The organism is Spirosoma sp. KUDC1026, assembly GCF_013375035.1.
Taxonomy (GTDB): domain Bacteria; phylum Bacteroidota; class Bacteroidia; order Cytophagales; family Spirosomataceae; genus Spirosoma.
In genome coordinates, this window is sequence record NZ_CP056032.1 from 5481761 (window position 1) to 5495342 (window position 13582).

The window sequence follows — 13582 nt, forward strand, 5'->3', positions numbered from 1 at the left end:
ACTTACATTATGCAATTCCCACTAAAAACAATCCTCATTGACGATGAACCGTTGGCCATTAGCCGGTTACGGCGCCTGCTGGCGAAACATTCCGACACCTTTGCCATTGTTGGCGAGGCCGCGAACGGCGCCGAAGGTCTGACGCTTGTGGAGGCCCGGCAACCTGATCTGATTTTCCTGGATATTGAAATGCCACTGCTGAATGGGTTCGAGATGCTATCACGCCTAACGACTATGCCGTTGGTCGTTTTTGCTACTGCCTTTGATCAGTACGCTATTCGGGCGTTCGAGGAGAACTCCGTAGATTACCTGCTCAAACCTATCGAAGCCGACCGCCTGACTCGAACGGTGCAGAAGATCAGGACGCTGGTTGAACGTAATGACCACACGTCAACCGGAACGGCCGTTTCGACGGAAAACGTCATGCGGCTGCTCGCGCAGATGCAGCCCAAGAAAGAGATTTACTCCATATCGGTAAAAACCGGCGACAAAATCCGGCTGGTTCCGCTCTCCGACATTGCTTATTTTGAAGCCGAAGACAAGTATGTTTTTCTCGCAACGCTGGACGGTCAGAAATTCCTGACGAACTATACACTGACCACACTGGCCGAAAAGCTCCCCGATACGTTCGTGCGCGTCAGTCGATCCATCATGGTCAATCGGCACAAAATCAGCGAAGTCCATAAGCATTTCGACGGAAAATTTCAACTGGTCATGACCGATAAGAAAACCACCCGCCTGACTACCGGCAGCACCTATGTCGATACGGTTCGGCAGCTCCTCGAACTCTGATCGCGAGTAGCATACCGATTGACAGCCCACTACTGATTTGAGGAAAGCGTGTATTTTTGCCGAAAACGTTACGGCGATGAGCAAGAAAAAATTCACCGGTATTGTCTACTCGACCGATCCCGATTTCAACTACCAGTCCGACGATGCACCCCAGGCTGAAACGCTGGCTCCGGTGCAGCAGAACCTAAAGATCTGGCTCGTCAAGCTCGGCGGGAACAAAGTTGTTACGGCGGTTCGGGAGTTCATCGGCACCGACGCTGATCTAGCCGATTTAGGCAAGCAACTAAAAGCCGCCTGTGGGGCAGGCGGCTCAGTAAAAGACAACGAAATTCTAATCCAGGGCGACCACCGCGATAAAGTACTGACGTGGCTCACCGGCAAAGGCTATAAAGCGAAAAAGGCAGGAGGTTGATCGTTCAGGCCTTTTCCTGACGGATCTTCTCAATGATGGCCGATACTTCAGCAATATCCATTTCGAACGTATCAGCGATGGTTTTAGCGTCCATACCCAGCTTCAGCGCTCCTTTGATGAACTTACGAGCGGTTTCTGCGTGGCCTTTAAGCCAGCCTTCCTGATGCAGTTTCTCAATTCCATTCATAGCGGCCTCTTCAGTTTGTTTGGATACGGTACTAAAAATAAGAACAATATCGTCTCCGGTCAAGCGGGTTGTTTCCAGTAAATACAGAAACGTCGGGATAACAACTCCAGCCAGTTCATTATCCGCCAGCCCCTGCATCAATGGGCGAATGTTCTGACGAACGTACTCATCAAAACGCTTGTCCTGCCGGTGTTTCATTAACGCAGCCGACAGCGCTAAGAAGCGATTCCGAAAAGCGAAAATCTGCTCTTCTTTCAGGGCAGTCAGATTGATAAGAACATAATCAAATTCCGGGAAGAAGGTTTGTAGCAGACTGTTCGTTCCGACCAGAGACGAAGCGAATGGTTGCTGTTGCCATGCATCCGTTCCGTGATAAATGATCACTGGAATGATAGGCGTCAATTTGCGACGGTGTTCACTGTCCTGCTGCCAGCGGTTGCCTAAATACCGTAACAACTGCAGATGTGGTTCGGCAACGACGTAACTCTTGTGTTCCAGCAACAGCGCGATCTGAATGGTTATGCCGTCATCAAACGCACAGTCATAGACCAGATCCGCAAAGTGCTCATTCAGCTCATCGTCGATATATGAGTTCGTTGTCAACACCAGAGAATCTAGCTGAAGATGCCTGCTCAGTTCCGACGGAAACAGGTCCTCGATGAGCGAGGCAACCACCTCCGGATGCGAGAAAGTGGCTTTGAACAGTTTGTCGTGCGGATTATTCATGGCCTATTGAATGCCACCCATCCACTTCCGTAGTGGCTTGACAAACAGCAGCAGCAGAACACCAGCCCCGAGCGAGAAGATCGCTACACTCTGAAACAACGAAGGCATCTGTGCTACGTTTTCTTCGTCAAAACCACCCGCAAACAACCCGGCAACCAGGTTACCCAGCGATGACCCTACGAACCAGATCCCCATCAATTGACTGGCGTAGCGTTTGGGAGCTAATTTGGTAAACGAACTCAATCCTACCGGGCTTAGAAACAGTTCGCCAAGGGTAAAGAGTAAATAAGTGAACCCTAAATACAAGGGCGACGTACGAACCCCGGTAATTGCCTGTTCAGACGCAAAGATCATCACGACATAGGCCATACCCAGCAGCAACAGGCTCGTTGCCATTTTAGCGGGCACAGAATAATTGATATTTCGGTTCGCCAGAAAAATCCACAGGCCGGCCAGCACCGGTGAAAACAGCAGAATAAAACCCGAATTCAGGTTCTGAAACCAGCTGGATGGAATCTGCCAGCCGAAGAACGTCAGATCAGTATGCCGATCCGCAAAGATTTGCAGCGATGAGCCCTGCTGTTCATTGCCAGCCCAGTACACAGCCGCAGCCAGGAAGAAAATGAACAGGACGGAGACTCGTTTTGTCTCGACCGTATCCAGACCGCCTGCCAAGAGAATGTAGGCAAAATAGCCCAGCGCCGTCAGCGAAATAATAGCTCCCATTGCCTGCGCCAGGCCCTGTGCCGTTGTCAGGTCAAGAACGCCGGTCAGTTGGAGTGCCACGAGTATGGCCACGACAGCGCCCATAAATCCAATCAGAGCTTTGCTGCCGCCGGATGTTGTAGCCTCGCTGGTTTCGGCTTTTCGAGGCTCGTTCCCGTGCTGGCTTAAATACCGTTGTCCCAGCGTACGGAATGTGATCATTCCTAATCCCATCCCCACCGCAGCTGCGCCGAAGCCGTAATGCCAGCCGACTTTCTGGCCCAGATACCCAACAATGGTAATACCCAGTAACGAGCCCAGGTTGATGCCCATGTAGAAGATCGAAAAGCCCGCATCCCGGCGCGCTCCCCCTTCGGGATACAGTTCGCCAACGATGGTACTGATGTTTGGTTTCAGCAGCCCGGTACCCATCGCTACCACAGCGAGCCCGAGGTAGAAAATGGCTTTGTCGGATGGGAAAGCCAGAATAATGTGCCCCAGCATGATGATCAGCCCGCCATACCAGATGGATTTACGCTGTCCCAGCAGGTTGTCGGCAATCCAGCCCCCCGGCAGCGAAAGCAGGTAAACCGAAGCTGTATAAATACCGTAGATGGCCGCCCCCTCGCTGGTTGTCAGGCCCATTCCGCCCCGAACGTTATCGATCAGAAACAGCAGCAGAATAGCCCGCATACCGTAGTAGCTGAAACGTTCCCACATCTCGGTGAAAAACAGGACATACAGGCCTGTCGGGTGGCCGGAACGGGTACTGGGTTTATCAATCGTAGCTTCCATGGGTATCGGTTAAGTGGTCGGTTGACGAAATAAAGTAGAGTATAGACAAACAAAATAGTTGTAAATATACCGACGCCGGTCGAAACCGGCAACTAACTTGCGCTGCCAACCGTAGTCCTGTATGCTCTTACCCGTTGATTTTCAAAAAGATCGTTTGCTGTTTCTTGATTTCTCAGCCACCAATCCTGAGCTGTCTACCCTGGCCCTGACCGACACGGCGTCATTCACGGATTACGTATTCAGCAAATTAAAAGCGGCCCAGGCAGTGGTTGGTGTGGGCGGTTATAATGAGCACCGGGTCATTTACCGACGTAGTCCGCATTTCCAGCAGGAACCGGCCGAACCCCGCGAAATCCACCTGGGGATTGATCTCTGGATTGAAGCCGGTACGCCCGTTTTTGCTCCGCTGGACGGCGTCGTTCATAGCTTTCAGGATAATACCGGGTTCGGCGACTACGGACCAACAATTATTCTGGAACATGAGGTCGACGGTAGACCGCTGTACAGTCTGTACGGTCACCTGACGCGACAATCGCTGAATGGTCTATACGAAGGCAGGTCTGTCAGGACTGGAGAGAAAATAGCTGAGGTTGGCCCCTACCCCGAAAACGGCGACTGGCCACCGCATCTACACTTTCAGCTCATGACCGATATGCTGGGTCGCAAAGGTGACTTTCCCGGCGTTTGCTCGGTAGCTGACCGGGAGCGATTTCTGGCTATCTGCCCCAACCCAAACGTACTGCTCTCCATTCCAGGGCTACCCTAAACCGTCTTTGTTGCAAAACAATTTTCTTTTCAAACTTTCAAAATATTTTGAAAGTTTGAAAAGAAAGAATTACGTTTGTTCCATGACATTTGAGGAAGCGAAAGATACATTCATTCATACCTGGGGTACGCTGGCCACGCAATGGGGTATCAGCCGTTCGATGGCGCAGTTACACGCGCTGTTGCTGATTGCCCCGACTCCCCTCAGCATTGAAGAAATCATGGAGCAACTTCAAATTTCGCGGGGGAACGCCAGTATGACGCTACGGGATCTCATGGACTGGGGACTGATCTTTAAGCAACTCAAACCTGGTGAACGGAAAGAGTTTTTCTGGGCGGAAAAAGACATCTGGAAAGTAGCCCGGCAAGTGGCGAAGGAGCGCCGTCGCCGGGAAATCACTCCTGTTGTCGAGGTGCTGAACGAGCTGAAGTCTATACCTACTAACACCCCCGAAGCGCAGGAATTTCAGCGGGTTATGACGGGTCTAAGTAACGTTGTTGGTTTTGCTGATTCCACGCTGAATGCCGTTATTAAGGCTGAAGAAAACTGGCTAATGAGTCAATTTATGAAAGTTTTTAAGTGATTATTTTTTGTTTTTACATTTCAATAATTTCTGAAAGTTCATAATTATGGAAAACTATTTTGAAATTTCGTCCGAAGACAAACGTCCCTATCAGTATTGGGTCTTTGCCCCCGTAGTTGCTCACTGGGCCAGTTGTATGACAGGTTTGTCCGCAATTATTACGTTTCCGGTTTTCGTAACTGTATCCTATTACTTGTTTTTTCGAGCGCAATCTGCTTTCACTCGCCCCAAAATCTGGCTTGCAACCATACCCTTCATGATGACCGCCTGGGTAAAATGGGGACCACACATAGACTATTCTATTCCCGGTGGCATCGTTGATGGCGTGATTGCCTATTACGTCTGTCAACTCATTAATACCATCTTTATCTCGTCTATGAGCGACGAAAACACCATTGATACTAGCATTGGCTGGTTCCTTGGTCATTTGACGGCTCTGGCAATCTGGCTAATCCTGTACAACACCTTCGTGGGCGTTTTTTTCTCTCTCGGTGCCAGTGCGTCCAATTTTGCTTTGTGGATTTTCTATCCGTCCATTAGTCTGGTGGCGAACAGTCTAAGTGGATTCATGGTATTCAGGCGCTACTCCGACTATGTCTGACGCTCAGCGTCCCAATCAGCGCTTGCTTGTCAGGAACTCAACCACAGCTTTTGCGAACTCCGGTCTGTGCATGGCACCACCGTGATCGCCGGGAACGATGACCAGTTTGGCGCCGGGTATCGCGTTGACCAGAACTTCCGGCTTCGGATTATCAGCGTCCTCTTTTCCGTTAACCACCAGCACCGGAACACGTACCCGCGCCAGAGCCGTTAACGGGGTCGACGGTTGAAATTCCTGCAACCGGGCCATAGCCGTCAGATCAGCACCTATTTTTTGGGCGTAACGCACCGCACCTTTAAACTCCGGATGGGTGCTGGAATCCGTGAAAACTTCCTGAAATGCTTTACGTCGCGGCCAGTTAGGATCGGTAAAGTCGGCATTGACGCCACCCATCACTGCCCGGCGAATCCGTTTATCCAGCGTCAGCATTCGGGCAGTTAGGATAGCCCCCCGGGAGTAGCCTACTACGTCGTATTGCGTCAGTCCGAGGTGTTTCATCAGGGCTGTTACGTCCTTTAGCTCGGCGTTGTCCTGGTACGCTTCTGCCGAGTGGGGTTTGTCTGACAGCCCATTTCCACGTAGGTCAAGCGTAACGACTTTGAAACCCGCATCGACCAGAGCCTGTCGCAGTGGAGACCGTTTCCAGGTCTCGCCCGTGTTGAGAAACCCGTGCAGCAGGACAACGGGTTGCCCTTCCCCGACTACATCATAGTGAATCTTCGTCTTGTCAAATGAGACGAACAAGGGGTCCCGGTTGGCCTGCGCGTGCCCCGGTAGGGACCCTAGCACCGAGGCCATGACGAGAAGTATTTTTCTGAAAAAGCTCATGCGAATCGAAAAAGGTAAGGTACAGGAATGTCTTTAACTTTTAGCCAGTTCGGCGAGTTAATTTAGCTACAAACTAAATCGTAACGTTATGGAGGCAGTACTCGATTTTCCGACTATAGACAACGCAACGCCAGCACAATCGCGCCTTTCCCATCTTTATCCCAATACGTTTCGCAACCAGAGCGGTGCCGCCATTGACGATGAGGGCGACCTGATCAACGATAAAGACGAAGAACGTGAACAGACCGACGAGCCGACTGATGAAGACGGCGACCCCACCGGCGAACACGATCATCACCAGGACGACAACTACGCCCTCGGCGGCCACGTAACCCGTTCAGGAAGTGTTTAACGAACTTATAAACCAACGATGGCATGAATCCAGTTAATAAGAACGAATATAACCCGGCCGACGACGACAACCAGGGTGTCGCTCAACTGCTGGCACAGGGTGAAGAAGCCAGTCCGGGCGTGGCGCAGGTTGAGAACATGAGCCCTGTAACCGCGCAGGGACCAGAGCCGATTAAGGAAGAGGTCAATGACTCCGATACGCCCGATACGGGTATCAACGACGACGAACTAGCTGAGGAGGACGTAGCGAACAGCGATGTAGAAATAGACGGGAATTAGTCGTTTTGTCTGAAACGATGCGTAAAATGCAGGACTGAGTGTTTCAACCTGCATTTTACGTTTACCATGAATTTCTCGCCTAATCAATTAGCCCAGCTCGTCATTCGTCTCGGCATCGGTATCAACATGCTGATGCACGGCCTTACCCGCCTTCCTAAGCTGAATGGCTTTGTGGCCAAAATGGCTCCCGGCTTTGCCGAAACGATTCTCCCCGCGGCTATAACGCGCGGCTTTTTATTTGCCCTTCCTTTCATTGAGATCGCAACGGGCCTCCTGATTCTGCTGGGTGGTCGGACAATCAAGTGGGGCTATTTCTTGGGTGGTTTGATCATCAGCGCGTTGCTTTTCGGAACGACCCTCAAACAGGACTGGGCTGGTGCCGCTACGCAGATGATTTACCTCATCGCTTTTTATCTGGCGCTACGCGGACTGGAGCCAGTAGAAAGGAACCGTTAAATCAACAAATTTTCGTTCTGATTCCAACGAATGGTTATCCGGCAGGGTCATCAGAACAAACCAATTTAGTACGTAATGAAGTCAACGTTGTTTCAAGCAGCCGCTCTGGCAAGTAGTTTATTTTTCCTTTCCGCCTGTAATACGCCCGACGATGCAGTAGTTCCGTCCGACCTGCCGTATGAATCCTATTTTCAGACAGGCACCGATAGCTGGACAGCTGACATCGTTGATTACAGCACCGCGCAGGACAGCATTATGGAGTTCAAATTTGGGCGTAGCAAATTACCGGCCCCACTCGACACGACGCGCCAGTCGTTGATGCTCAGCAGCATGAACCGCAGCGATGATGCGTTTATGTACGTGACCAAAAAACTGTCGGGACTTTTACCAAATACCAGTTACTCCCTCATCTTCGATATTGAACTGGCGTCCCAGTATCCCAGCAATTCCATTGGTATTGGCGGATCGCCGGGCGGCAGTGTCTATCTAAAAGCCGGTGGGGTTTCGTTCGAACCTAAAAAGGTTCTGCAAGATGGTCAGTACACACTGGAAAACGTCGATAAGGGTAATCAGTTGCAGGATGGTGAAAATCTGACGCTGCTGGGCAACGTCGGCACAGGCAACGATACCGAAGGGTATCAACTCATTACCCGCACCAATGCCAACGCACCAATTACCGTTCGAACCAATGCCAACGGTGAACTCTGGCTGATTGTTGGCACCGACTCCGGCTTTGAAGGGCTCACTACGCTCTACTACAGCAAAATCAACGTAACGGCCCGTTAGCCCTTCTTACGCTCACATCCTCCAGCGCCATCACCCAACCGTGATGGCGTTTTTTGTAATCGCTCTAAACTAGCGCAGACGCCCCGTCGATAGACGGAATAGGCGAAAGTTTACGATATTTGTCCAGACTGCCCGGAACGTACCTACCTGGCCAATTGTTAAAACAGTACTGCATCGGCGCAATTAACCACGCGACCAACTGACTATGAGCAAGGACGTTGAGATTTTAGAAAGTATAACCAATTCCGAGTATAAATACGGATTCGAAACCCTGATTGAGGCCGACGAGGCTCCGGTGGGTTTGGATGAAGATATTATCCGGTTTATTTCTGCCAAAAAGAACGAACCCGAATGGCTGCTTGAAAACCGCCTGAAGGCTTACCGAATGTGGCAGGAAATGACCGAACCGCACTGGCCAAACGTCAAATATCCTAAGATTGACTACCAGGCGATTAAATACTATTCGGCTCCTAAACAGAAGAAAACCGTCAACTCGCTCGACGAGATTGACCCCGAACTGCTGGATACGTTCAACCGGCTCGGCATTTCGCTGAGCGAGCAGAAACGACTGGCGGGTGTCGTTGATCCAACGATCGGCGATACGTCTATGGGCGAGCGGCCACAAGTTGCTGTCGATGCCGTTATGGACTCTGTTTCGGTAGCGACTACGTTTAAGAAAGATCTGGCCGAGCGGGGCATTATCTTCTGCTCGATCTCAGAAGCCGTTCACGAGCATCCTGAGCTGGTGAAGAAATACCTGGGATCAGTCGTGCCGGCGAAAGACAACTATTTCGCTGCGCTGAACGCGGCTGTCTTTACCGACGGTTCGTTCTGCTACATTCCGAAAGGCGTTCGCTGCCCAATGGAGTTGTCGACTTATTTCCGGATCAATGCCGCCGGAACCGGGCAGTTCGAACGGACGCTGATCATCGCCGACGAAGGGTCGTACGTAAGCTATCTGGAAGGCTGTACGGCACCGATGCGTGACGAAAATCAGCTCCATGCGGCCGTTGTTGAGCTAGTAGCGCACGCGGACGCCGAAATCAAATACTCGACCGTTCAGAACTGGTACCCGGGCGACAAAGACGGCGTGGGTGGCATTTATAACTTCGTAACCAAGCGAGGCATCTGCGACGGTCCGAACGCCAAGATTTCGTGGACGCAGGTAGAAACGGGTTCATCGATTACCTGGAAATACCCATCGGTTATTCTGAAAGGTGACAACTCGATTGGCGAGTTTTATTCGGTTGCTGTCACCAACAACATGCAACAGGCCGATACGGGTACCAAGATGGTACACATCGGCAAAAACACGAAAAGCCGGATCGTATCGAAAGGTATTTCGGCGGGTAAGAGCCAGAACTCGTACCGGGGTCTGGTTCAGGTGTTGAAGCGCGCCGAAAACGCCCGGAACTACTCGCAGTGCGACTCGCTGCTGCTGGGCGATAAGTGCGGAGCGCACACCTTCCCGTATCTGGAAGTTAACAACCCATCGGCTACGGTTGAACACGAAGCTACTACGTCGAAAATCGGCGAAGACCAGCTGTTCTACTGCAATCAGCGCGGTATCCCAACTGAGCAGGCGGTCGCCCTCATCATCAACGGATACGCGAAAGAAGTCTTGAACCAGCTTCCCATGGAGTTCGCCGTTGAGGCTCAAAAACTGCTGGCAATTAGCCTGGAAGGCTCAGTTGGTTAATTCGATTCGAACTAGATTACCTACATAGCCCCTGTCCGTCGGCAGGGGCTATTTTTATTTATTCTACAGTAGTACGTAAAGCAGTGAATCCATCATTTCTATGTTATTTCTAGTAACTCGTTGATCGTAAACTGATAACACCGCCTTCACATTGGGGTAAAAGCTGACCAATACTTTTGTCACTGATTCAGGTAACTAATCCTCCAATGTCTATGCGTTTGACCAATCTTTACCTTTCTTCGGCGGTGTTGCTGTCGCTCTTTGCGGTAGCCTCCTGCGCCGACCATACCAATCCGGGCGTTCCCCAGTCGGACATCGTGCTGCAAAATCGGTCGGTAACACCCGTACTGGCCAAGCTGCAGCCCGGCTTCGAAAACGTTAACCTATATTCGCTCGTCAGCAGCGATGACGTACTGGAACAGTCGCCCAAGTATGTATTTGGTGGTTCGGCCGATGGCGCGGGTCTGCTAAAAAATCCAGATGGTACGTACACTATGCTGGTGAACAATGAAGATAACTTTGCCGTATCGCGCCTGATCCTGGACAAAACCTTCAAGCCCGTTAAAGGCGAATACCTGCTTAATTCAGACGGCGGTCAGTGGCGGTTGTGCTCGGCTACGCTGGCAACGCCCGCTGAGCACGGCTTTGGTCCGACGTTTATTACCTGCGGTGAAAGCGGTCAGGAGTCCCGGACACACGCGCTGAATCCGTATGCCGATGTCAGCTCGGCGGGTATCACGAAAGAAGTAGCGGGTCTGGGTCGCTGGAGCGCGGAAAACGCCGTTCCGCTGCCTAAAACGGCGTACAGCGGCAAAACGATCGTGGTCATTGGCGACGATGATTCGGACACCTACGGTGGACAGATCGCCATGTATATGTCGAATACGGTTGGTGATCTGGAGAACGGTTCGCTGTATATGCTGAAGCGTACCGACGGAAACCAGCGGGAAATGGACATGAAAGTCGGCACGAAATACCCCGTTGAGTTTGCTAAAATTGACAACCAGAAAACCCTGACGGGCCGGCAGATCAACGAGAAAGTAAACGACCTGAAAGCCATCAAATTTGGCCGGGTTGAGGACGTTGACTACGGCAAGGGAACTGATGCGGCCAAAGGTCGTGACGTGTATTTCACCGTAACAGGCCAGAATACCAGTGGCGCCAATGCCGATTACTCGCGCTCTAAATACGGCCGGGTGTATAAAATCACGATGGACGCTGCCGACCCGACGAAAGGTATGCTGGAAGTGCTGCTGGACGGCGACGACCGGAATGGTGTAGCCAAAACTTTCCAGGATCCTGACAACATCACCGTTACGGAAAATTATGCTTATATTCAGGAAGACCCGAACGGATACGGCGACGAGAAACACGATGCGTATCTGTACCAGTATAACCTGAAATCGGGTGAACTGAAACCAGTTTTCGTTATTGATCACCGCCGGACCGAAGCCGACGCGGCTAAATATAACGTAGGTGGTACGTCATCGATCGGTTCATGGGAGATCAGCGGTATGATTGACGTGTCTGACATCATTGGTATTCCTAACACGTTCACCGTTGGTTTACAGTCGCACACCTGGACCGGCGAGAAATACAAAGGTGTTGATGGGGGTTCTAAACGGCTCAATGAAAATCAGGCGAGCCAGCTTATCGTTATCAAAGGCTTAGCCCGCTAGGCGCCCGCTACGTAGTATCAAGCACCTGGCTGGCTTCGTCTGGCCAGGTGTTTACTTTTACTTACCAGTTCATTTGCCCTGTTTCGGTTATGATTACCCAGGAAACGCAGCCTATACCCAACGCAAAACCGTCTTTTCGAGCCTGGCCGCTTGTTGTGTCGGCAGCCGTATTGCTCTGGCTCATTGGTTTGTACGGCTACCTACGTCCCCGACAGACACCGCTGGAACAGGTAAAGACGCAGTACCTGAATGACATTGCTCAGTTGGATTCCGCCGTCCACCAACTGCAGCGGAGTATTCAGCATAGTCAGTCAGCCGACGTTCTGCAGGAACAGTTCCGGCGGGCTAGGCTCCGTTACAAACGCGTTGAGTTTCTGACAGAACTGTATTTTCCGGAAACGGCCAAAAGTATCAACGGCGCGAACATTCCGGAAGTGGATGAAGCCGACCGAAAAGTCGAGCAGCCCGAAGGCTTTCAGGTGCTGGAAGAGTTGCTGTTTCCCTACAATCCAGCGCAGCAGGAAAAAGCCATTCAGCAGGCTTCTGTTCTGGTATCAAACGTCGGTCGACTTGGGAAAGTAGCCACGACGAATGAACTGACCGATAGCCACGTCTTCGATGGGATGCGGCTCGAAGTATTCCGGTTGATTTCGTTAAGTATTACGGGCTTCGACTCGCCTGTTTCGCACCACTCCCTGCCCGAAGCCAGTGAGGCTTTGGCGAGCCTGCAACACCATCTGTCTTTCTACAATCTGGGTGACCACGATACCCAACTTGCCCGTCGGCTAGACAGTACGTTTACCGGAGCTATTGATCAACTGAAACAGGCGCCAGACTTCAACCAGTTTGACCGCTTAAACTTCATCACGCATCACGCAAACGTCCTCAGCGCCCTGCTGCTGGATGCTCAGCAGCGCCTGTCCATTCCCGTATTTAAGGAAAGTCGGCTACTCTCTCCTTCCGCCCGGACCCTCTCCGACCCTGATGCGTTCAATCCAAACCATTTTGTCAATTCAATCGATGATCGGGCCACACCGGCACGTATCGCACTCGGCAAATTGCTGTTCTATGACCCAATCCTATCTGGTGATGGGCAACGCACCTGCGCCACCTGCCATCAGCCCGACAAGGCCTTTACCGACGGCGAATCTCGCAGCCTGGCCATTGGCGGCCAACGCGTTCGACGTAACGCCCCTACACTAATGAATTCGGCCCTGCAGGCCACGCAGTTCACCGACTCCAGAGTTGTTTTTCTGGAAGACCAGGCCAGCGATGTGATTCAGAACGTATCGGAGATGCACGGTTCATTGCCGGTGGCGGTAAAAAAATTGCAGCATCAGGAAACGTACCGGCGTCAGTTTACCAGTGCTTACAAAGAGGGTGTTACCGAGCATACCCTTAAAAATGCGCTGGCCAGTTATGTCCGCTCGCTCACCTATTTCGACTCACGGGTGGATCGTTACTTAAGAGGGCAGACGGCCAGCCTGACCAATCAGGAAAAGCTGGGTTTCAACCTGTTCATGGGTAAAGCGCAGTGCGCGACCTGCCATTTTTATCCGCTGTTCAACGGCACAGTACCCCCGGCCTACGAGAAAACGGAAAGCGAAGTGCTGGGTACGCCCGCTACGTCGGCCAATCGGCAGCTTGATCCGGATCTGGGTAAGTTTCACACGACAACGATGGACCCGCACCGGTATGCCTTTAAGACGCCAACCGTACGGCAGACGGCTAAAACGGCACCGTACATGCACAACGGCGTTTACCAGACGCTTGAACAGGTTGTTGATTTTTACAATGAAGGGGGCGGTAATGGACTAGGATTCGGTATCCCCAACCAGACGCTGCCCGATAGTAAATTAGCGTTAACCAAAGCTGAGCAGGCCGCTCTGGTCGCGTTTATGAAAGCGCTTTGACAATCTCCTACGTATGTTTTCAAC

At 51.6% G+C, this 13582-nt stretch carries 15 protein-coding genes; 12 read left to right on the forward strand and 3 right to left on the reverse strand.

The genetic code is table 11. The annotated features are described in order from the left end of the window. Positions 1-9: 9 nt before the first annotated feature. Together HU175_RS23095 and HU175_RS23100 are read left to right on the forward strand one after the other, a co-directional pair. Entirely contained in the window at positions 10-792 is a 783-nt protein-coding gene (locus tag HU175_RS23095) for a LytR/AlgR family response regulator transcription factor (protein WP_176568821.1), read from the forward strand. Positions 793-868: 76 nt separating this feature from the next. Next, a complete protein-coding gene (locus tag HU175_RS23100; protein WP_176568822.1) occupies positions 869-1204 on the forward strand; it encodes a translation initiation factor in 336 nt (111 codons plus the stop codon). A 4-nt stretch (positions 1205-1208) separates the two neighbouring features. On the opposite strand, the gene HU175_RS23105 is transcribed toward HU175_RS23100, so the two are convergent. Further along, on the reverse strand, positions 1209-2117 hold the full coding sequence (locus HU175_RS23105) for an Rpn family recombination-promoting nuclease/putative transposase (protein ID WP_176568823.1): 909 nt from the start codon (positions 2115-2117) through the stop codon (positions 1209-1211). Between the two features lie 3 nt (positions 2118-2120). Then, complete coding sequence (locus HU175_RS23110; RefSeq protein WP_176568824.1) at positions 2121-3617, reverse strand: peptide MFS transporter; 1497 nt, start codon at positions 3615-3617, stop codon at positions 2121-2123. 121 nt (positions 3618-3738) lie between these two features. Between HU175_RS23110 and HU175_RS23115 the strand changes: the two genes are divergently transcribed. From HU175_RS23115 to HU175_RS23125, 3 genes are all read left to right on the forward strand, one after another. Beyond that, positions 3739-4383, forward strand: a complete 645-nt coding sequence (locus HU175_RS23115; RefSeq protein ID WP_176568825.1) for a peptidoglycan DD-metalloendopeptidase family protein — start codon at positions 3739-3741, stop codon at positions 4381-4383. A gap of 82 nt (positions 4384-4465) precedes the next feature. Further along, a complete protein-coding gene (locus HU175_RS23120) occupies positions 4466-4966 on the forward strand; it encodes a GbsR/MarR family transcriptional regulator (RefSeq protein ID WP_176568826.1) in 501 nt (166 codons plus the stop codon). 256 nt (positions 4967-5222) lie between these two features. Continuing rightward, positions 5223-5567 (forward strand): hypothetical protein, encoded by a 345-nt coding sequence (locus HU175_RS23125; protein WP_176568827.1) that lies wholly within the window; start codon positions 5223-5225, stop codon positions 5565-5567. A 15-nt stretch (positions 5568-5582) separates the two neighbouring features. On the opposite strand, the gene HU175_RS23130 is transcribed toward HU175_RS23125, so the two are convergent. Then, complete coding sequence (locus HU175_RS23130) at positions 5583-6395, reverse strand: alpha/beta fold hydrolase (RefSeq protein WP_176568828.1); 813 nt, start codon at positions 6393-6395, stop codon at positions 5583-5585. 88 nt (positions 6396-6483) lie between these two features. Here HU175_RS23130 and HU175_RS23135 point away from each other — a divergent pair, with 88 nt between their 5' ends. The 7 genes from HU175_RS23135 (at position 6484) to HU175_RS23165 (ending at position 13558) form a co-directional block, all read left to right on the forward strand. Then, complete coding sequence (locus tag HU175_RS23135; RefSeq protein WP_176568829.1) at positions 6484-6747, forward strand: hypothetical protein; 264 nt, start codon at positions 6484-6486, stop codon at positions 6745-6747. Between the two features lie 23 nt (positions 6748-6770). Further along, on the forward strand, positions 6771-7025 hold the full coding sequence (locus HU175_RS23140; RefSeq protein WP_176568830.1) for a hypothetical protein: 255 nt from the start codon (positions 6771-6773) through the stop codon (positions 7023-7025). Positions 7026-7091: 66 nt separating this feature from the next. Then, the gene (locus HU175_RS23145; RefSeq protein ID WP_176568831.1) at positions 7092-7481 is read left to right on the forward strand and encodes a DoxX family membrane protein; all 390 of its coding nucleotides are present in this window, start codon (positions 7092-7094) and stop codon (positions 7479-7481) included. 75 nt (positions 7482-7556) lie between these two features. Beyond that, on the forward strand, positions 7557-8267 hold the full coding sequence (locus tag HU175_RS23150) for a hypothetical protein (RefSeq protein ID WP_176568832.1): 711 nt from the start codon (positions 7557-7559) through the stop codon (positions 8265-8267). A 205-nt stretch (positions 8268-8472) separates the two neighbouring features. After that, positions 8473-9966 carry a Fe-S cluster assembly protein SufB gene (gene sufB / locus HU175_RS23155; RefSeq protein WP_176568833.1) on the forward strand — a complete coding sequence of 498 codons (1494 nt, stop codon included), beginning with the start codon at positions 8473-8475 and terminating at the stop codon, positions 9964-9966. A 212-nt stretch (positions 9967-10178) separates the two neighbouring features. Next, positions 10179-11645: a hypothetical protein gene (locus HU175_RS23160; RefSeq protein WP_176568834.1), complete on the forward strand. Its 1467-nt coding sequence runs from the start codon at positions 10179-10181 to the stop codon at positions 11643-11645. Positions 11646-11734: 89 nt separating this feature from the next. Beyond that, the gene (locus HU175_RS23165; protein WP_176568835.1) at positions 11735-13558 is read left to right on the forward strand and encodes a cytochrome c peroxidase; all 1824 of its coding nucleotides are present in this window, start codon (positions 11735-11737) and stop codon (positions 13556-13558) included. The last annotated feature ends 24 nt before the right edge of the window (positions 13559-13582 follow it).

Coding starts and splice junctions, on each gene's coding strand:
- HU175_RS23120 (WP_176568826.1), top strand. CDS start 4,466: ATGACATTTGAGGAAGCGAAAGATACATTCATTCATACCTGGGGTACG.
- HU175_RS23125 (WP_176568827.1), top strand. CDS start 5,223: ATGATGACCGCCTGGGTAAAATGGGGACCACACATAGACTATTCTATT.
- HU175_RS23100 (WP_176568822.1), top strand. CDS start 869: ATGAGCAAGAAAAAATTCACCGGTATTGTCTACTCGACCGATCCCGAT.
- HU175_RS23140 (WP_176568830.1), top strand. CDS start 6,771: ATGAATCCAGTTAATAAGAACGAATATAACCCGGCCGACGACGACAAC.
- HU175_RS23130 (WP_176568828.1), bottom strand. CDS start 6,395: ATGAGCTTTTTCAGAAAAATACTTCTCGTCATGGCCTCGGTGCTAGGG.
- HU175_RS23160 (WP_176568834.1), top strand. CDS start 10,179: ATGCGTTTGACCAATCTTTACCTTTCTTCGGCGGTGTTGCTGTCGCTC.
- HU175_RS23105 (WP_176568823.1), bottom strand. CDS start 2,117: ATGAATAATCCGCACGACAAACTGTTCAAAGCCACTTTCTCGCATCCG.
- HU175_RS23115 (WP_176568825.1), top strand. CDS start 3,739: ATGCTCTTACCCGTTGATTTTCAAAAAGATCGTTTGCTGTTTCTTGAT.
- HU175_RS23135 (WP_176568829.1), top strand. CDS start 6,484: ATGGAGGCAGTACTCGATTTTCCGACTATAGACAACGCAACGCCAGCA.
- HU175_RS23165 (WP_176568835.1), top strand. CDS start 11,735: ATGATTACCCAGGAAACGCAGCCTATACCCAACGCAAAACCGTCTTTT.
- HU175_RS23110 (WP_176568824.1), bottom strand. CDS start 3,617: ATGGAAGCTACGATTGATAAACCCAGTACCCGTTCCGGCCACCCGACA.
- HU175_RS23150 (WP_176568832.1), top strand. CDS start 7,557: ATGAAGTCAACGTTGTTTCAAGCAGCCGCTCTGGCAAGTAGTTTATTT.
- HU175_RS23145 (WP_176568831.1), top strand. CDS start 7,092: ATGAATTTCTCGCCTAATCAATTAGCCCAGCTCGTCATTCGTCTCGGC.
- HU175_RS23095 (WP_176568821.1), top strand. CDS start 10: ATGCAATTCCCACTAAAAACAATCCTCATTGACGATGAACCGTTGGCC.
- sufB (WP_176568833.1), top strand. CDS start 8,473: ATGAGCAAGGACGTTGAGATTTTAGAAAGTATAACCAATTCCGAGTAT.